Origin of the sequence: Streptomyces shenzhenensis (assembly GCF_021462265.1) — a bacterium.
GTDB classification, from domain to species: Bacteria; Actinomycetota; Actinomycetes; order Streptomycetales; family Streptomycetaceae; genus Streptomyces; species Streptomyces shenzhenensis.
Genome location: NZ_JAJONF010000004.1, coordinates 267,068 through 284,480, shown reverse-complemented (window position 1 = coordinate 284,480; position 17,413 = coordinate 267,068). Strand labels below are relative to the sequence as shown.

The following is a 17,413-nucleotide window of genomic DNA, read 5'->3' as shown; positions in this document are numbered from 1 at the left end:
CCTCTCGGAAGACACCACTGACATGCGTTCGCGACTGCCCCTGCTCACCATCTTCCCGGTGACCGTCCTCGCCGTCGTGCTGGGCACCCCGTTCGTCCTCGGCGACCACCCGGTGCGCTGGGAATCGGGCTCGGCCCTGCCCCGGCTCGTCCTCGGCGACCCCGCCGAGTCCACCACCCCGGACGACGGCACCCGCCCCGGTACGACATCCGCCTCGCCCGCCGCGTCCGCCGACGCCCTCCAGGTCGCCAAGCCCTGGAAGGCGGGCATGCCCCAGTGGGGCGTGCAGATCTACTGGGAGGACGACAGGACGAACCTGTCCGACGACTTCATCGAGAAGCAGGCCCGCAAGCACGCCGAGTACCTCGTCGGGCTGGGCGCCAACTCGGTGTCGGTCTCCTTCCCCTTCTACACCAAGAACGGCACGTCCGACGAGGTGTGGGCGGGCGCCAAGACCCCCACCCCGAAGCGGCTGGAACGGGTGCTGAAGGTGTTCAAGGACGCCGGTTTCCGCACCCGGCTGCGCCCGATCATGGACGAGTCGTCCCTGAAGCCCGAGGACGGCTGGCGCGGCGACGTGGAGCCCGCCTCGCGGTCCGCCTGGTTCGCCTCGTACCAGAAGCTCCTCAGCCCGTACCTCGAAGCCGCCGGCAAGGTGAGGACGAACACCTTCGTGATCGGCACCGAGCTCAACTCCCTGGAGGGCGACCCGGGCTGGAACGCCCTCGTCGACTCCGCCGAGAAGACCTTCTCCGGTGAGATCGCCTACGACTCCAACTGGGACAACTACGTCACGGGCCGTATCGACATGCCGGTCAACCACCTCGGCGTCGACGCCTACTTCCCCGTCAAGGTGCCGGACACCGCACCCGTCAAGGACCTGGTCGACGGCTGGGACAAGTGGCTGGACAGGAAGGCGACCGGCGCGCTGCCGAACATCCTCGTCTCCGAGTCCGGCATCGGTGCCATGAACGGGGCCTACCACGCCCCGGGCGACTTCTACAGCCACCGCAAGGTCAACACGAAGGTGCAGGCCAACTGGTACACGGCCGTCTGCCAGGTCGTCCAGGAGCGGCACATGCAGGGCATCTACTGGTGGTCGATCCACTTCGAGGACGACCCGAACACGCCGCCCGACGACAAGACGGCCTCCCGGCTCGACTTCGCCGGCCGTCCCCTCAGCGAGAAGGCCATCAAGAGCTGTTTCGGCTCCGACTACGCGGGCCCCGGCACCGGCACCACGAGCTGACCGAGCGAGGAATCATGCAGGAAGCCATCATCCTCGTGGGCGGCAAGGGAACCCGCCTGCGACCGCTGACCAACCACACCCCCAAGCCGCTGCTCCAGGTCGCGGGTGCCTCCTTCATCCGGCACCAGATCGCCAAGCTGACGGCCGCCGGCGTCGAGCACGTCGTCTTCGCGACCTCGTACCTCGCGAGCCTCTTCGAGGAGGAGTTCAAGGACTTCTCCCAGGACCTGGCGATCTCGTACGCGGTGGAGGAGGCCCCCCTCGGTACGGGCGGGGCGATCCGCAACGCCGGCCGCCTGCTGCGCGGCGCCGCGCCGGACGCCCCGGTGCTCGTCCTCAACGGCGACATCCTCTCCGGTGTCGACCTCGGCGCCCTGCCGGCGCGGCACGAGGCCTGGGACGCGGACGTGACACTGCACCTCACCCGGGTCGCCGACCCGCGCGCCTTCGGCCTGGTCCCCACCGACGCGGCGGGCCGGGTGCTCTCCTTCCTGGAGAAGCCCAAGACCCAGGAGGAGTGCGTCACCGACCAGATCAACGCCGGGTGCTACGTCTTCCGCCGGTCCGTCCTGGACGCCATCCCGGGCGACCGCGAGGTCTCCGTGGAGCAGGAGACCTTCCCCCGGCTCGTGGCGGACGGCGGGCGGGTCTTCGGCCACACCACGGACGACTACTGGCGAGACCTCGGCACCCCGCTGGCCTTCGTGCACGGCTCCGCCGACCTGATCACCGGAAAGGCGGCTTCGCCCCTGGTGGGACCCCCGGCTGAGGCGCTGATCGACCCCACGGCGGTGGTGGACCCGACCGCGCGCGTGACCGGCGGCTCGGCGGTCGGCCCGAACGCCGTCATCGGCCCGCACGTGGTCGTCGACCGCTCCATCATCGGCGCCGACGTCACCGTCGCCGCCGGCTCCCGCGTGCACGAGTCCGTGGTGGACCACGACTCCTCGATCGGCAACGAATCGATTCTTCGTGAGGCCGTCGTGGGCTGCCACACACACGTCGGCGCCCAGAACGAACTCCCCGCCCAGCTACGGCTGTCGTGCGGCATCCGCATCCCCGCCCAGGGCGTGCGCGTCAGCGGTACGGCTGTCGCCTGCCCGACGGTCCACTGAAGCCGCCGTCCGGCGGGACTTACTGGAGAGACGTGACCAGCCATCGTTCAACGGCCGCTCAGACGGAGCGCCTGCGCAAGTACCGGCCGGACATCCAGGGCCTGCGTGCCGTCGCCATCATGATGGTCGTCTGCATGCACTGCGGCATCCTCGGCATCCACGGCGGCGTGGACGTCAGCTTCGTGCTCAGCGGCTTCCTCATCGGCGGCCAGCTGCTCGCCGAGATCGACAAGACCGGCAAGGTGTCCCTGAGCAAGTTCTGGGCCCGCCGCTTCCGCCGTCTGGCACCGGGCGCCGCCCTCACCATCGTCGTCACCGGCGTCCTGTCCTGGCTCTACGCGAGCCCCTTCAGCTTCCGCAGTTACATGGACGACGGACTCGCCGCCTCGCTGAGCGTCATCAACTGGCGGCTGGCCGAGAACGGCACCGACTACTTCGCCAACGACGGCAGCCAGTCGCCGTACCAGCACTTCTGGTCGCTGGGCATCGAGGAGCAGTTCTACCTCGCCGCCCCGATCGTCCTTCTCGTGGTGGCATGGCTCAGCCGGCTGGTGTTCCGCAACCGCCTGCTGGTGGGGGCGGTCCTCGCGGCCGTGGTGGGCGGCTCGTTCTACCTGGGATACACCGAGACCACCAGCAACCAGCCGCTGGCCTACTTCGGCACCCAGTCCCGCATCTGGGAACTCGCCTTCGGCGTGCTGCTCGCGCTCTGGGCACCGTTCGTCTCCCGCATGCCGCAGGCGCTCGCCGCGGTCGTCTCCTGGCTGGGCCTGGCCACCACTCTGGTCACCGGTCTCCTCATCACGGAGCACACCCCGCTGCCCGGCTACGCCGTGCTGGGTCCGGTGCTGGGCGCCTGGCTGATCATCGCCGGCGGCTGCGCCAATCCCCGCCTCGGTGCGGAGCGGCTCCTCGACAACCCGGTCCTCGACTTCGTCGGCAAGGTCAGCTACGGCTGGTACCTGTGGCACTGGCCGCTGCTGATCCTCTGGCCGCACATCATCGGCTGGGAGTTCGGCTACTCCGACCGCTTCCGGGTGGCGGTCCTCTCCTTCCTCATCGCCATCGCGACGCACTACGTCGTCGAGAAGCGGTTCAGGGAGAACGTGAAGCTGGTCATCCGCCCCTGGCGGGGCATCCTCACCGGCGGCACCCTGACGGCCACCTCCGCCGTCGCCATGGTGGTCGCGCTCCAGGTGCCGCTCAACCTGTCCTTCGGCACCGCGGGCACCGCCGCCGCCCTCACCGGCTTCAACGGCACCAAGTCGGTGGAGCAGGCGGTGAGCGAGCGCGGCGCCCCCAAGATCAGCGAGAACACGCTGCTGAAGTCCCCGAACGACCGGGGCGACCACGGCTGCATCGACCAGCTGCTGGTCACCGGCTTCACCCCGCACGACGACTGCGTGATCGGCGACAGGACGTCGAACCGGACCATGGTGCTGCTCGGCGACTCGCACGCCTACCAGTGGGGCAACGCCTTCGACACGCTCGGCCTCAAACTGCACGTCAAGGTCGTCACGGTCATCAAGAGCGGCTGCTCCCCCGAGGTCTACAAGATCACCCGCGAGGATCTGGGGCGCGAGTACACGGAGTGCCCGAAGTGGCGCAAGACGGCCCTCGCCTACCTCAGGAAGCTCAAGCCGGACGTCATCGTGGTGGCCAACCGTGTCCAGTACACCACGGTGCGCGAGGGCGCCGAGGACACGTTCAGAAAGCTCAAGGCCATGGGCTCGGACCTGGTCTACCTGGCCGACACCCCGAAGCCGACCTTCAACATCCCGGACTGCCTGGCCGAGAACTCCAAGGACCCCGCCGGGTGCACCCTGCCGTCCGAGACCGCCGTCGACCTGCCTGAGTTCCGCAAGCTGGAGCGCCAGGTCGCGGAGAAATACGGGGCCACGGTCATCAACCCGCTCCCCGCCTTCTGCGCGAACGGCTACTGCCCGGCCGTGATCGGCGGACACGTCGTCTACTGGGACAACAGCCACATGACCGGCGGCTACGCCAAGTACCTTGAACCGTTCCTGGAGCCGACCTTCAGAAAGGTCCTGGCCGGCTGACCCCTCAGGCCGTCCGCACCCGTACCCGGCGTGCCTGCCGCTGCCGTTCCAGCAGCTGGTCGGGCGCCGGGTACGCGACCTCCTCCAAGGTCAGCCCGTGCGGCCGTACGACATGCACGGCGCTGTCCCGCACCCCCGCGTCCAGCACCTTCCGCGGCCACTCCACGCCCCGGTGCCCGTCCCCCACGAACAGCAGCGCGCCGACCATCGACCGCACCTGGTTGTGGCAGAAGGCGTCGGCCCGGACCTCGATTTCGACGACCCCGTCGCCGCGCCGGCTCACCCCGAAGCCGAGGATCTCCCGGATCGTCGTCGCGCCCTCGCGCTTCTTCGCGTACGCGGCGAAGTCGTGCTCCCCTATCAGGGACTTCGCGGCGGCGTCCATGACATCGACGTCCAGCTCCCAGTCGTGCCACAGCACATGGTTGCGCAGCAGCGGGTCCACACCTCCCGGCCGGTCCCCGACCCGGTACACGTACCGCCGCCACAGCGCCGCGAACCGCGCGTCGAACCCCGCCGGCGCCTCGCCGACCGCCCACACCCGCACGTCCTTCGGCAGCCGCCCCGCGAGCCGCCTCAGCAGCTTCTCCCGCTGCTCCTCCCACACCCCGGCCGGCAGATCGACATGCGCCACCTGCCCCCGCGCGTGCACCCCGGCGTCGGTCCGCCCGGCGACGGTCAGCTCGTACGTCGTCTCCCCCGACCGCGTCACCGTCCGCAACGCGTCCTCGATCTCCCCCTGCACGGTCCGCTTCCCACCGGCCTGCTTGGCCCAGCCGTGGAAGTGGCTGCCGTCGTAGGACAGGTCGAGACGGATGCGAACGTAACCGGGCTGAACTTCGTCACTCACGGGAGAATCCTCTCAGGGCAAGAAAGCGGGCCCGTCCCTGATAGGGAACGGGCCCACTGACGCGCCCCGTAAGGGGCGCGAGGAACTGCGCGACCAGCCACGACGGGCCGGCAGCCAAAGGACGGCCTTACGCCTCCTTCGGCTCCTCACCCTCAGGCTTGGCGTCCTCGACGACCTCGGCGGCCTCGGTCTCCTCGACCTTGGTCTCCTCGGCCTCCTTGACCGCACGCTTCGTCGCGGCCTCGGCCTCACCCGTCGCCTGCTGGGCAACCGTCAGCGCCTCGACCAGCTCGATGACAGCCATGGGCGCGTTGTCGCCACGGCGGTTACCGATCTTGGTGATGCGGGTGTAGCCACCGGGACGGTTCTCGTACCGCGGGCCGATCTCGGTGAAGAGCGTGTGCACGATGCTCTTGTCCGTGATGACCTGGAGCACCTGACGGCGGTTGTGAAGGTCGCCCTTCTTCGCCTTGGTGACCAGACGCTCGGCGTACGGACGCAGGCGGCGGGCCTTCGCCTCGGTGGTGGTGATACGGCCGTGCTCGAAGAGCGCCTTCGCGAGGTTCGCGAGCAGCAGCTTCTCGTGCGCGGCACTGCCGCCCAGACGGGCACCCTTGGTGGGCTTCGGCATGGTTCTTCTCCTGTGTGTCTGCCCCGGCCGTGTCAGGTACCGGGGTCAGTATCCGAGCAGACGGTTGTCTGTCGGAGATCCGGGAGCGGCCCCGAAGGGGCGCTCCCGGAAGGGGCGCGGGGACCCTGCGCGACAAGCCACAGTCCACCCGCACCCGCAGAACCGGCGTCCTCGCGGAGCGCTCAGTACTGCTCGGTCTCGACGAACCCGGCGTCCGCGTCGTCATCCGCCCCGAAGGCGTCAGCAGCAGCGGTGGGGTCGAATCCGGGCGGGCTGTCCTTGAGGGCCAGGCCCATGCCGGCCAGCTTCGCCTTGACCTCGTCGATGGACTTCGCACCGAAGTTGCGGATGTCCAGGAGGTCCGCCTCGGAGCGCGCCACGAGCTCACCCACGGAGTGGATGCCCTCACGCTTGAGGCAGTTGTAGGAGCGGACCGTGAGCTCCAGCTCCTCGATCGGCAGCGCGAGGTCGGCGGCGAGGGCGGCGTCCGTGGGGGACGGGCCCATGTCGATGCCCTCGGCGTCGATGTTGAGCTCACGCGCCAGACCGAACAGCTCGACCAGGGTCTTGCCGGCCGACGCCATGGCGTCACGCGGACGCATGGCCTGCTTGGTCTCGACGTCGACGATCAGCTTGTCGAAGTCGGTGCGCTGCTCGACACGGGTCGCCTCGACCTTGTACGTGACCTTGAGCACCGGCGAGTAGATGGAGTCGACCGGGATACGGCCGATCTCCTGGCCCACCTGCTTGTTCTGCACGGCGGAGACGTAACCGCGGCCACGCTCGACCGTGAGCTCCATCTCCAGCTTGCCCTTGCCGTTGAGCGTGGCGAGGACGAGGTCGGGGTTGTGCACCTCGACACCGGCCGGGGGCGCGATGTCGGCGGCGGTGACCAGACCCGGGCCCTGCTTGCGCAGGTACATCACGACCGGCTCGTCGTGCTCCGAGGAGACGACCAGCTGCTTGATGTTGAGGATCAGGTCGGTGACGTCCTCCTTGACGCCCGGCACGGTGGTGAACTCGTGCAGGACGCCGTCGATCCGGATCGACGTGACAGCCGCGCCGGGGATCGAGGAGAGGAGGGTACGGCGGAGGGAGTTGCCGAGGGTGTAGCCGAAGCCCGGCTCCAGCGGCTCGATCACGAACCGGGAGCGGAACTCGTCGACGACCTCTTCGGTCAACGAGGGACGCTGAGCGATCAGCATGTGTGGATCAGATCCTTCTTTCGTGGACGCCCGCTATTTGACGCCCGACGGAGCCGCGCCCGTGAAAGGCGCGGGTACTGCAAGGGTACGGGCGGCACGTCCCTTTCGGAGCCGTACCGCCCGGGCAGCCCTGCGAAGCGAGGTCAGACGCGACGGCGCTTCGGCGGACGGCAGCCGTTGTGCGGGGTCGGGGTGACGTCCTGGATGGAGCCGACCTCGAGACCCGTGGCCTGCAGGGAGCGGATCGCGGTCTCGCGACCGGAACCCGGGCCCTTCACGAACACGTCGACCTTGCGCATGCCGTGCTCCTGGGCGCGGCGGGCAGCCGACTCGGCGGCCATCTGCGCGGCGAACGGCGTGGACTTCCGGGAGCCCTTGAAGCCGACATGGCCGGCGGAGGCCCAGGAGATCACGTTGCCGGACGGGTCCGTGATCGAGACGATCGTGTTGTTGAACGTGCTCTTGATGTGCGCGTGGCCGTGAGCGACGTTCTTCTTTTCCTTGCGGCGCACCTTCTTGGCAGCGCCCTGACGACCCTTGGGGGGCATCTAGTAACTCCTACGGGGAGGTGGTCGGTCCTACAAGCGAAGACCGCTGATGAAGCGTTGTCCGCTGAGGACTACTTCTTGCCCGGCTTCTTCTTGCCGGCGATGGCGCGACGCGGGCCCTTGCGGGTGCGGGCGTTGGTGCTGGTGCGCTGACCGCGGACGGGCAGGCCACGGCGGTGACGCAGGCCCTGGTAGCAGCCGATCTCGACCTTGCGGCGGATGTCGGCCTGGATCTCGCGACGGAGGTCACCCTCGGTCTTGATGTTGTTGTCGACGTACTCGCGGATGGCGACCAGCTGCTCTTCGGTCAGGTCGCGAACGCGGGTGTTCGGGTCGATGCCGGTCTCGGCCAGCGTCAGCTGCGAGAGTGTCCGGCCGATGCCGAACACGTAGGTGAGGGCGACCTCCACGCGCTTTTCGCGCGGGATGTCAACACCGGAAACGCGTGCCATTCAATGGCTCCTGGTGATCGTCGGAGGTCTTCCGCAGAACCGGTTCCCAGCCGCCGTATCAGGTACGAACTGGGTCCCCGGCCTCCGAACCGGGGGTGTCAGGCGGTACAGCGCCTGGGTTCTGCGTATGAACAAATTCAGCTTGCGTCGCGCGAATCTCTGCGATGGATGCAGAGGGATCGGTCGTGCGTCAGCCCTGGCGCTGCTTGTGGCGCGGGTTCTCGCAGATGACCATGACCCGACCGTGACGGCGGATCACCCTGCACTTGTCGCAGATCTTCTTGACGCTCGGCTTGACCTTCATGGGATTGAGGTTCTCCGGGTCAGTTGCCGGCGGCCCCGCTCACGCGGGACGTGGGCAAGATCTACTTGTAGCGGTAGACGATCCGGCCACGCGTCAGGTCGTACGGAGACAGCTCCACCACGACCCGGTCGTCAGGGAGGATGCGGATGTAGTGCATACGCATCTTGCCGCTGATGTGTGCCAGGACCTGGTGGCCGTTCTGGAGCTCGACCTTGAACATGGCGTTCGGAAGAGACTCGACGACAGTGCCCTCGATCTCGATGGCACCTTGCTTCTTGGCCACGCTTCGCCCTTCGAATCGACTACCTTGATCGACTCACTCGCATCGCTACGAACGCATGCGGACATGCGGATGCACGAGAGCCGACGAGTCAGTCTACGTCAGCGCACCCGGAAAGACGAATCGGGAAAGCCTGCCCCAGAAGCCAGATCATTAAGCGCGCACCATTCTGGAGGCGCCCGCCTGGGGCGCTCGTTCAGGGACGCGGGACTGTTTCGATATGCGGCTCCGCCGCGCGGGCGCGCACAGCCCTCACCGGGCCGCAGGCTTCGAACCGGGCTCAGCCCAGCGGATCCGGCGCAGCCGTGATCCCGTGCTCGGCCAGCTTGGCCTTGCCCCCGTCAGGCGCCGTCAGCACCAGCGGACCCTCTTCGGTCAGCGCGACCGAGTGCTCCCAGTGCGACGACCACGTACCGTCCGTGGTGATCACGGTCCACTCGTCCGGCAGGACCTCCGTGCGGGGCGTCCCCAGCGACACCATCGGCTCGATGGCCAGGCAGAACCCGGGCACCAGCTTCGGCCCCTTGCCCCGCCGCCGGTCGACGTAGTTCAGCAGGTGCGGGTCCATGTGCATCTCGGTGCCGATGCCGTGGCCGCCGTAGTCCTCGATGATCCCGTACTTGCCGCCGCCGGGCTTCGGCTGGCGGCGGATGTACGTCTCGATCGCCCGGGAGACGTCGACCAGGCGGTTGCCCTGCTTCATCGCCGCGATGCCGGCCCACATCGACTCCTCGGTGACCCGGGAGAGCTCGATCAGCTCCGGAGCGTGACCGGAGCCCACGAAGGCGGTGTAGGCCGCGTCGCCGTGCCAGCCGTCGACGATGGCGCCGCAGTCGATGGAGATGATGTCGCCGTCCTTGAGAACGACATCCTCCGAGGGGATGCCGTGGACGACCACTTCGTTGACGGACGTGCAGATGGTGGCGGGAAAACCGCCGTAGCCCAGGAAGTTCGGCTTGGCGCCGTGCTCCGCGAGGACCTTGCGGGCCACCTCGTCCAGGTCCTTGGTGCTGGCGCCGGGGACCGCCGCCTCGCGGGTGGCCGCGTGGATCGCGGCCACGACCAGGCCCGCCGCCCGCATCCTGGCGATCTGCTCGGGGGTCTTGATCTGCACCATGGGTGGCCTGCGCTCTCCATCACTCGCGACAACGTCGACGTCGGCGTCAGCCGAACACGAACACGAAACACAACAGTACGGCCGCGGCACCCGGGAGGGCACCGCGGCCGAACCGCCGAGGGACTACTTCTCGTCGTCCCCGTCACGCTTGAGCGCGTCCATCGCCCGCTTGGTGACCTCGTCCACCGGGCCCAGGGCGGAGATCGTCGCGACCAGGCCCTGCGCCTTGTAGTAGTCGATGATCGGCTCGGTCTGCGTGTGGTAGACCTCGAGCCGGGTGCGGACGGTGTCCTCGGAGTCGTCGTCGCGCTGGTAGAGCTCGCCGCCGCAGACGTCGCAGACGCCCTCCGCCTTCGGCGGGCTGTACGTCACGTGGAAGACGTGCTCCGCCTTGTTACGGCACAGGCGTCGCCCGGCGATCCGCTTGACGACCTCTTCCTCGGGGACTTCGAGGTCGAGCACGGCGTCCAGCTTGATCTTCTCGGCCTTCAGCAGTTCGTCGAGCGCCTCGGCCTGCGAGACGTTGCGCGGGAAACCGTCGAGCAGGAAGCCGTTCACGGCGTCCTCCTGCTCCATGCGGTCCTTGGCCATGGCGATGGTGACCTCGTCGGGGACCAGGTTGCCGGCGTCCATGTAGGACTTCGCGAGTTTCCCGAGTTCCGTCTCCTGGCTGATGTTGGCGCGGAACAGGTCGCCCGTGGAGATGTGCGGGATCTTCAGCTCCTTGGCAAGGCGAACGGCTTGCGTTCCCTTACCGGCGCCAGGCGGCCCGACGAGGACGATTCGCATCAGCGGAGGAACCCTTCGTAATTGCGCTGCTGAAGCTGACTCTCGATCTGCTTCACCGTCTCGAGGCCCACACCCACGATGATCAGGATGCTGGTGCCACCGAACGGGAAGTTGTTGCTCGCCCCAAAGCCCACCAACGCCATCGTCGGCACGAGAGCGATCAGCCCCAGATACAGCGAACCCGGCCAGGTGATCCGGTTGAGCACGTACGAGAGGTACTCAGCGGTCGGTCGGCCAGCCCGGATGCCCGGGATGAAGCCACCATACTTCTTCATGTTGTCGGCCACTTCCTCGGGGTTGAAGGAAATGGCGACGTAGAAGAACGCGAAGAACACGATGAGCAAGAAGTACGAAACAATGTAAATCGGATGGTCACCCTTGGTGAGGTTCTGGGTGATCCAGTCCTTCCAGCCCGAGTTCCCGCCGGCGAACTGCGCCACGAGCGCCGGAATGTAGAGCAGCGAAGAGGCGAAGATGACCGGAATCACACCGGCCTGGTTCACCTTGAGCGGGATGTACGTAGACGTACCGCCGTAGGAACGGCGGCCGATCATGCGCTTCGCGTACTGCACCGGAACGCGGCGCTGGGCCTGCTCGACGAAGACCACCAGCGCGACCATGACCAGACCCACCGCGATGACCGAGCCGAACTCGATCCAGCCGCCGGCCAGGGTGCCCTGCTTCTTGATGGCCCACAGCGCCGACGGGAAGGTCGCGGCGATCGAGATGAACATCAGGATCGACATGCCGTTGCCGATGCCGCGGTCGGTGATCAGCTCGCCGAGCCACATGACCACGGCCGTACCGGCGGTCATGCAGATGACCATGGTGATGGTGGTGAAGATCGCCTGGTCCGGGACGATGCTGGAGGCGACCGTGCAGCCGGAGAACAGGGCGCCGCTGCGGGCGGTGGCCACCAGGCCGGTGCCCTGCAGGATGGCGAGCGCCACCGTCAGGTAACGGGTGTACTGCGTGATCTTCGCCGTACCCGCCTGGCCCTCCTTCTTCAGGGCTTCCAGGCGCGGGATGACCACGGTCAGCAGCTGAAGGATGATGCTGGCCGTGATGTACGGCATGATGCCGAGCGCGAAGACCGTGATCTGCAGCAGCGCGCCACCGCTGAACATGTTCACCAGACCGAAGAGGCCCTGGTTGCCGGACGCCTCACTGACACACGTCTGGACGGCTTTGTAGTTGACGCCGGGGATCGGGATGTGGGTACCGACCCGGTACACCACGATGATGCCGAGCGTGAAGAGCAGCTTCTTGCGCAGGTCGGGCGTCCTGAACGCCCGGGCGAACGCGGTGAGCACGGTGCCTCCTGCGACCCCCGCGCAACTGCGTCAAGGGTGACGGTCTTGAGGTTCGACGAATGAGAAAAGAACAGTGCTGGCCACCTTACCGGCCGCACTGCCCCCTAGGAACGACCAACCGGGGATACCTCATTGTGAGGTATCCCCGGTCGGGATTCGCTTACGTCATCGAGACGTCCGGAAAACTCAGACGAGCTCGGTGACAGTGCCGCCGGCGGCGGTGATCTTCTCCTTGGCGGAGCCGGAGACGGCGTCGACCGTCACCTGCAGCGCCACGGAGACCTCACCCTGGCCGAGGACCTTGACGAGCGCGTTCTTGCGAACGGCGCCCTTGGCCACCAGACCCTCGACGGTGACCTCGCCACCCTCGGGGTACAGCGCGGCCAGCTTGTCGAGGTTCACGACCTGGTATTCGGTCTTGAACGGGTTCTTGAAGCCCTTCAGCTTCGGAAGACGCATGTGGAGGGGCATCTGGCCACCCTCGAAGCGCTCCGGAACCTGGTAACGGGCCTTCGTACCCTTGGTACCACGACCGGCCGTCTTACCCTTCGACGCCTCACCACGACCGACACGGGTCTTGGCGGTCTTGGCGCCCGGGGCGGGACGGAGGTTGTGGATCTTGAGCGGGTTGTTCTCCGCCATGATCAGTCGACCTCCTCAACCGTCACGAGGTGGCGGACGGTGTGCACCATGCCGCGGAACTCGGGGCGGTCCTCCTTGACGACCACGGTGTTGATCCCCTTGAGACCAAGGGACCGCAGGGTGTCACGGTGGTTCTGCTTGCTGCCGATGTACGACTTCGTCTGCGTGACCTTGAGGCGAGCCATTACGCACCCGCTCCCGCACGCGCACGAAGCAGAGCCGCGGGGGCGACGTCCTCGAGGGGCAGACCACGGCGGGCCGCGATCTCCTCGGGACGCTGCAGGCCCTTCAGGGCCGCCACGGTCGCGTGCACGATGTTGATCGCGTTGTCGGAGCCGAGCGACTTCGACAGCACGTCGTGGATACCGGCGCACTCCAGGACGGCGCGCACGGGACCACCGGCGATAACACCGGTACCCGGCGAAGCCGGCTTGAGGAGAACGACACCGGCGGCCTTCTCACCCTGGATGGGGTGAGGGATGGTGCCCTGGATACGCGGGACCTTGAAGAAGTGCTTCTTGGCCTCCTCAACGCCCTTGGCGATGGCGGCCGGCACCTCCTTGGCCTTGCCGTAACCGACACCCACGGTGCCGTCACCGTCGCCCACCACGACCAGCGCGGTGAAGCTGAAGCGACGACCACCCTTCACAACCTTGGCGACGCGGTTGATCGCGACAACGCGCTCAACGTACGCGGTCTTCTCGGCGGCAGCAGCGCCGCCGTCACGGCCCTTCCGGTCCCGCCGCTCGCCGCCACCGGCACCGCCACCGCGGCGCTGGGGTCCAGCCATTGGATTACCTCTCTCTTTCCGCTAGCTACAAGCGGCTCAGAACTTGAGCCCGGCTTCGCGGGCGGCGTCCGCCAGGGCGGCGATGCGCCCGGCGTACTGGTTGCCACCACGGTCGAACACCACGGCCTCGACACCGGCGGCCTTGGCACGCTCGGCGACCAGGGCGCCGACCTGCTTGGCCTGCGCGGACTTGTCGCCCTCGCCACCGCGGACCGACGCGTCCAGAGTGGACGCGGAAGCCAGGGTGTGGCCCTTCAGGTCGTCGATCACCTGCGCCACGATGTGGCGGTTGGAGCGGGTCACGACCAGACGGGGACGCTCCGCCGTACCGGAGATGTTCTTGCGGATCCGGATGTGACGGCGCTTGATCGCGGCGCGCTTGTAGGCGTCGCCCTTGAGGATCTTCTGCCCGTATGCCATGGCTTACTTACCCGCCTTTCCGACCTTGCGGCGGATGACTTCGCCCTCGTACTTGACGCCCTTGGCCTTGTACGGGTCGGGCTTGCGCAGCTTGCGGATGTTGGCCGCGACCTCGCCGACCTTCTGCTTGTCGATGCCCTCGACCGAGAAACGGGTCGGAGCCTCGACCTTGAAGGTGATGCCCTCGGGGGCCTCGACCACGATCGGGTGGCTGTAACCGAGCGCGAACTCGAGGTTCGAGCCCTTGGCGGTCACGCGGTAACCGACACCGCTGATCTCGAGCTTCTTCACGTAACCCTGGGTCACGCCGGTGATCATGTTCGCCACCAGCGTGCGGGACAGGCCGTGCAGGGCCTTGCTCTGACGCTCGTCGTTGGGGCGGGTCACCGCGAGAGTGCCGTCCTCGCCCTTGGCGATGTCGATCGGAGCCACGATGGTGTGGGTCAGCTCGCCCTTGGGGCCCTTGACCTGCACCGTGCGGCCGTCGATGGTGACGTCCACGCCGGCGGGAACCGCGATGGGGAGCTTGCCGATACGCGACATAGCTGTTTCCTCCGTTCCCTTCTGCTACCAGACGTAGGCGAGGACTTCCCCGCCTACGCCCTTCTTGCCGGCCTGCTTGTCGGTGAGGAGACCGTGCGACGTGGAGATGATCGCCACGCCGAGGCCGCCCAGCACCTTCGGCAGGGAGGTGGACTTCGCGTACACCCGGAGACCGGGCTTGGAGATCCGCTTGATGCCCGCGATGGAGCGCTCACGGTTCGGACCGAACTTCAGGTCCAGGACGAGGTTCTTGCCGACCTCGGCGTCCTCGACCTTCCAGCCCGTGATGAAGCCCTCCTGCTGGAGGATCTCCGCGATGTGAGACTTGATCTTGGACGCCGGCATCGTCACAGAGTCGTGGTACGCCGAGTTCGCGTTCCGCAGACGCGTCAGCATGTCTGCGATCGGATCAGTCATGGTCATGAATTGGCCTGTGGCCTCTCTCGCCGGGGTTTCCTGGTGCGCCATCCCTCTCCCCGATCCGAGACGGGACGGGTGCGGCGCGGTGGACCTACGGCGTAGTAAGTCGTACGGGCGACTGTCAGGCGCCCAACCCTCCAAGCCTAAGCCATGAAAGGGTGGGCGCCTGACACGCCCATTGCTTACCGAGAGCCCCTGAAATCCCTAAAAGGGGGATTACCAGGAGCTCTTGGTCACGCCCGGCAGCTCGCCGCGGTGAGCCATCTCACGAAGGCACACACGGCACAGGCCGAACTTGCGGTACACGGAGTGCGGACGGCCGCAGCGCTGGCAGCGCGTGTAGCCACGCACACCGAACTTGGGCTTGCGAGCAGCCTTGGCAATCAGAGCCTTCTTCGCCATCTCGCTCACGCCTCCTTGAACGGGAAGCCGAGGTGACGAAGGAGCGCGCGGCCCTCAGCGTCGTTGGTCGCCGTGGTCACCACGGTGATGTCCATACCCCGGGTACGGTCGATCTTGTCCTGGTCGATCTCGTGGAACATGACCTGCTCCGTGAGACCGAAGGTGTAGTTGCCACGGCCGTCGAACTGCTTGGGGGACAGGCCGCGGAAGTCGCGGATGCGCGGCAGCGCGAGCGACAGGGTGCGGTCCAGGAACTCCCACATGCGGTCGCCACGGAGCGTGACGTGGGCACCGATCGGCTGACCCTCACGCAGCTTGAACTGCGCGATGGACTTGCGGGCCTTGGTGACGGCCGGCTTCTGACCGGTGATGGTGGTCAGGTCGCGGATCGCGCCCTCGATCAGCTTCGAGTCACGGGCGGCGTCGCCGACACCCATGTTGACCACGATCTTGACGAGACCGGGGATCTGCATGACGTTCTCGTACTTGAACTCGTCACGCAGCTTGCCCGCGATCTCCTCGCGGTACTTCAGCTTCAGACGCGGAGCAGTGGTGGTAGCCATCAGATGTCCTCACCCGTCCGCTTGGCAACGCGGATCTTGTTGCCTTCCTCGTCGAAGCGGTAACCGACACGCGTGACGACCTTGTTGCCGTCCTTCTCAACGACCAGCTGGACGTTGGAGACGTGGACGGGCGCCTCGGTCGTGACGATGCCGCCGGCCTGCGAACCGCGAGCGGTCGGGCCGGCCTTGGTGTGCTTCTTGACCCGGTTGACACCCTCGACCAGGACCCGGTCCTCGCGGGGGTAGGCCGCGATGACCTTGCCCTGCTTGCCCTTGTCCTTACCGGTGATGACCTGGACCAGGTCGCCCTTCTTGATCTTCATGCTTACAGCACCTCCGGCGCGAGCGAGATGATCTTCATGAACTTCTTCTCGCGCAGCTCCCGGCCGACCGGGCCGAAGATGCGGGTGCCGCGAGGGTCGCCGTCGTTCTTCAGAATGACGGCGGCGTTCTCGTCGAAGCGGATGTACGAGCCGTCCGGACGACGGCGCTCCTTGACGGTGCGAACGATGACCGCCTTGACGACGTCACCCTTCTTCACGTTGCCACCGGGGATCGCGTCCTTGACGGTGGCGACGATGACGTCACCGATGCCCGCGTAGCGGCGACCGGAGCCACCGAGCACACGGATGCAAAGGATTTCCTTCGCACCAGTGTTGTCGGCGACGCGCAGTCGCGACTCCTGCTGGATCACGTCTATCTCCTGTTTGTCTGCCGGTTCCCCGGGGGCCGTTCAGAACGGCCCCCGGAGCCTGGCGGAACTGTCCTGCGAGGAATGCCCCGCAGGAGACTTACTTGGCCTTTTCGAGGATCTCGACGACGCGCCAGCGCTTCGTCGCGGACAGCGGCCGGGTCTCCATGAGGAGGACACGGTCGCCGACGCCCGCGGCGTTCTGCTCGTCGTGCGCCTTGAGCTTGTTCGTACGGCGGATGACCTTGCCGTACAGCGCGTGCTTGACGCGGTCCTCGACGGCGACGACGACGGTCTTGTCCATCTTGTCGCTGACGACGAGACCCTCACGGGTCTTGCGGAAGCCGCGCGCCTCAGTGTTCTCGTTCACGTTGCTCTCGCTCATCAGGCGCTCTCCACCGTTTCGATGCCCAGCTCACGCTCGCGCATCAGGGTGTAGATCCGCGCGATGTCCTTGCGGACCGCCTTCAGACGGCCATGGTTCTCAAGCTGGCCAGTCGCCGCCTGGAAGCGGAGATTGAACAGCTCTTCCTTGGCCTCGCGGAGCTTGCCCAGAAGCTCCTCGTTGCCCAGCTCGCGCAGCTCGGACGCCTTGGTACCGGCCGACATCACGCTTCACCTGCCTCGCGCTTGACGATCCGGCACTTCATCGGCAGCTTGTGGGCCGCACGGGTCAGCGCCTCACGGGCGATCTTCTCGTTGGGGTACGACAGCTCGAACATCACGCGTCCGGGCTTGACGTTGGCGATCCACCACTCCGGAGAACCCTTACCGGAACCCATGCGGGTCTCGGCGGGCTTCTTGGTGAGCGGACGGTCCGGGTAGATGTTGATCCAGACCTTGCCACCACGCTTGATGTGACGCGTCATGGCGATACGAGCGGCCTCGATCTGGCGGTTCGTCACATACGCCGGGGTGAGCGCCTGGATGCCGTACTCGCCGAACGACACCTGGGTGCCGCCCTTGGCAGCGCCGTCCCGCTTGGGGTGGTGCTGCTTGCGGTGCTTGACCCTACGGGGGATCAGCATG

The 17,413-nt window shown here is 67.0% G+C and carries 26 protein-coding genes; 3 read left to right on the top strand and 23 right to left on the bottom strand.

Annotated elements, in window-relative coordinates; translation table 11 throughout:
* Window positions 1–22: 22 nt before the first annotated feature.
* Genes LQ326_RS07965 through LQ326_RS07955 form a run of 3 tightly spaced genes read left to right on the top strand, consistent with a single transcriptional unit; the run spans window position 23 to window position 4,424 of the window.
* The gene (locus tag LQ326_RS07965) at window positions 23–1,249 is read left to right on the top strand and encodes a glycoside hydrolase family 113 (protein ID WP_234534089.1); all 1,227 of its coding nucleotides are present in this window, start codon (window positions 23–25) and stop codon (window positions 1,247–1,249) included.
* Between the two features lie 14 nt (window positions 1,250–1,263).
* On the top strand, window positions 1,264–2,364 hold the full coding sequence (locus LQ326_RS07960; protein WP_234534087.1) for a nucleotidyltransferase family protein: 1,101 nt from the start codon (window positions 1,264–1,266) through the stop codon (window positions 2,362–2,364).
* Window positions 2,365–2,396: 32 nt separating this feature from the next.
* A complete protein-coding gene (locus tag LQ326_RS07955; RefSeq protein ID WP_234534086.1) occupies window positions 2,397–4,424 on the top strand; it encodes an acyltransferase family protein in 2,028 nt (675 codons plus the stop codon).
* 4 nt (window positions 4,425–4,428) lie between these two features.
* Here the strand turns inward: LQ326_RS07955 and truA are convergent, their stop codons facing one another.
* The 23 genes from truA to rplP form a co-directional block, all read right to left on the bottom strand.
* Window positions 4,429–5,274, bottom strand: a complete 846-nt coding sequence (gene truA, locus LQ326_RS07950) for a tRNA pseudouridine(38-40) synthase TruA (protein ID WP_234534084.1) — start codon at window positions 5,272–5,274, stop codon at window positions 4,429–4,431.
* A gap of 127 nt (window positions 5,275–5,401) precedes the next feature.
* Entirely contained in the window at window positions 5,402–5,905 is a 504-nt protein-coding gene (gene rplQ / locus LQ326_RS07945; protein ID WP_234534082.1) for a 50S ribosomal protein L17, read from the bottom strand.
* A gap of 182 nt (window positions 5,906–6,087) precedes the next feature.
* Entirely contained in the window at window positions 6,088–7,110 is a 1,023-nt protein-coding gene (locus LQ326_RS07940) for a DNA-directed RNA polymerase subunit alpha (RefSeq protein ID WP_003966937.1), read from the bottom strand.
* A 143-nt stretch (window positions 7,111–7,253) separates the two neighbouring features.
* A complete protein-coding gene (gene rpsK / locus LQ326_RS07935; protein ID WP_003956432.1) occupies window positions 7,254–7,658 on the bottom strand; it encodes a 30S ribosomal protein S11 in 405 nt (134 codons plus the stop codon).
* A gap of 71 nt (window positions 7,659–7,729) precedes the next feature.
* Entirely contained in the window at window positions 7,730–8,110 is a 381-nt protein-coding gene (rpsM, locus tag LQ326_RS07930; RefSeq protein WP_020941684.1) for a 30S ribosomal protein S13, read from the bottom strand.
* Between the two features lie 190 nt (window positions 8,111–8,300).
* Window positions 8,301–8,414, bottom strand: a complete 114-nt coding sequence (gene rpmJ, locus LQ326_RS07925; protein ID WP_003998809.1) for a 50S ribosomal protein L36 — start codon at window positions 8,412–8,414, stop codon at window positions 8,301–8,303.
* Window positions 8,415–8,475: 61 nt separating this feature from the next.
* Window positions 8,476–8,697, bottom strand: coding sequence for a translation initiation factor IF-1 (infA, locus tag LQ326_RS07920; RefSeq protein ID WP_003948620.1), 222 nt, complete (start codon window positions 8,695–8,697; stop codon window positions 8,476–8,478).
* A 277-nt stretch (window positions 8,698–8,974) separates the two neighbouring features.
* A complete protein-coding gene (gene map, locus LQ326_RS07915; protein WP_234534080.1) occupies window positions 8,975–9,811 on the bottom strand; it encodes a type I methionyl aminopeptidase in 837 nt (278 codons plus the stop codon).
* 123 nt (window positions 9,812–9,934) lie between these two features.
* Window positions 9,935–10,600 (bottom strand): adenylate kinase, encoded by a 666-nt coding sequence (locus LQ326_RS07910; protein WP_234534078.1) that lies wholly within the window; start codon window positions 10,598–10,600, stop codon window positions 9,935–9,937.
* Window positions 10,600–11,913 carry a preprotein translocase subunit SecY gene (secY, locus tag LQ326_RS07905; RefSeq protein ID WP_234534076.1) on the bottom strand — a complete coding sequence of 438 codons (1,314 nt, stop codon included), beginning with the start codon at window positions 11,911–11,913 and terminating at the stop codon, window positions 10,600–10,602. Before secY ends, LQ326_RS07910 begins: the two co-directional genes overlap by 1 nt.
* Window positions 11,914–12,099: 186 nt before the next feature.
* Window positions 12,100–12,555 carry a 50S ribosomal protein L15 gene (gene rplO / locus LQ326_RS07900; protein WP_189268844.1) on the bottom strand — a complete coding sequence of 152 codons (456 nt, stop codon included), beginning with the start codon at window positions 12,553–12,555 and terminating at the stop codon, window positions 12,100–12,102.
* A gap of 2 nt (window positions 12,556–12,557) precedes the next feature.
* Window positions 12,558–12,740: a 50S ribosomal protein L30 gene (gene rpmD / locus LQ326_RS07895; protein ID WP_006376032.1), complete on the bottom strand. Its 183-nt coding sequence runs from the start codon at window positions 12,738–12,740 to the stop codon at window positions 12,558–12,560.
* Entirely contained in the window at window positions 12,740–13,345 is a 606-nt protein-coding gene (gene rpsE, locus LQ326_RS07890; protein ID WP_003992370.1) for a 30S ribosomal protein S5, read from the bottom strand. The genes rpmD and rpsE overlap by 1 nt, the downstream gene beginning before the upstream one ends.
* Before the next feature lie 36 nt (window positions 13,346–13,381).
* Entirely contained in the window at window positions 13,382–13,765 is a 384-nt protein-coding gene (gene rplR, locus LQ326_RS07885; protein WP_020941679.1) for a 50S ribosomal protein L18, read from the bottom strand.
* A gap of 3 nt (window positions 13,766–13,768) precedes the next feature.
* Window positions 13,769–14,308, bottom strand: a complete 540-nt coding sequence (gene rplF, locus LQ326_RS07880; RefSeq protein WP_234534073.1) for a 50S ribosomal protein L6 — start codon at window positions 14,306–14,308, stop codon at window positions 13,769–13,771.
* A gap of 24 nt (window positions 14,309–14,332) precedes the next feature.
* Window positions 14,333–14,731: a 30S ribosomal protein S8 gene (rpsH, locus tag LQ326_RS07875; protein ID WP_089099428.1), complete on the bottom strand. Its 399-nt coding sequence runs from the start codon at window positions 14,729–14,731 to the stop codon at window positions 14,333–14,335.
* Between the two features lie 213 nt (window positions 14,732–14,944).
* On the bottom strand, window positions 14,945–15,130 hold the full coding sequence (locus tag LQ326_RS07870; protein ID WP_003948630.1) for a type Z 30S ribosomal protein S14: 186 nt from the start codon (window positions 15,128–15,130) through the stop codon (window positions 14,945–14,947).
* A gap of 5 nt (window positions 15,131–15,135) precedes the next feature.
* Window positions 15,136–15,693, bottom strand: coding sequence for a 50S ribosomal protein L5 (rplE, locus tag LQ326_RS07865; protein WP_093499638.1), 558 nt, complete (start codon window positions 15,691–15,693; stop codon window positions 15,136–15,138).
* The gene (gene rplX / locus LQ326_RS07860) at window positions 15,693–16,016 is read right to left on the bottom strand and encodes a 50S ribosomal protein L24 (RefSeq protein ID WP_181801299.1); all 324 of its coding nucleotides are present in this window, start codon (window positions 16,014–16,016) and stop codon (window positions 15,693–15,695) included. Before rplX ends, rplE begins: the two co-directional genes overlap by 1 nt.
* Window positions 16,017–16,018: 2 nt before the next feature.
* Window positions 16,019–16,387, bottom strand: coding sequence for a 50S ribosomal protein L14 (gene rplN / locus LQ326_RS07855; RefSeq protein ID WP_003998823.1), 369 nt, complete (start codon window positions 16,385–16,387; stop codon window positions 16,019–16,021).
* Window positions 16,388–16,484: 97 nt separating this feature from the next.
* The gene (rpsQ, locus tag LQ326_RS07850; protein WP_181801298.1) at window positions 16,485–16,769 is read right to left on the bottom strand and encodes a 30S ribosomal protein S17; all 285 of its coding nucleotides are present in this window, start codon (window positions 16,767–16,769) and stop codon (window positions 16,485–16,487) included.
* Window positions 16,769–16,993: a 50S ribosomal protein L29 gene (rpmC, locus tag LQ326_RS07845; protein WP_030174543.1), complete on the bottom strand. Its 225-nt coding sequence runs from the start codon at window positions 16,991–16,993 to the stop codon at window positions 16,769–16,771. Before rpmC ends, rpsQ begins: the two co-directional genes overlap by 1 nt.
* The gene (gene rplP / locus LQ326_RS07840) at window positions 16,993–17,412 is read right to left on the bottom strand and encodes a 50S ribosomal protein L16 (protein ID WP_010354233.1); all 420 of its coding nucleotides are present in this window, start codon (window positions 17,410–17,412) and stop codon (window positions 16,993–16,995) included. Before rplP ends, rpmC begins: the two co-directional genes overlap by 1 nt.
* Window position 17,413 lies beyond the last annotated feature (1 nt).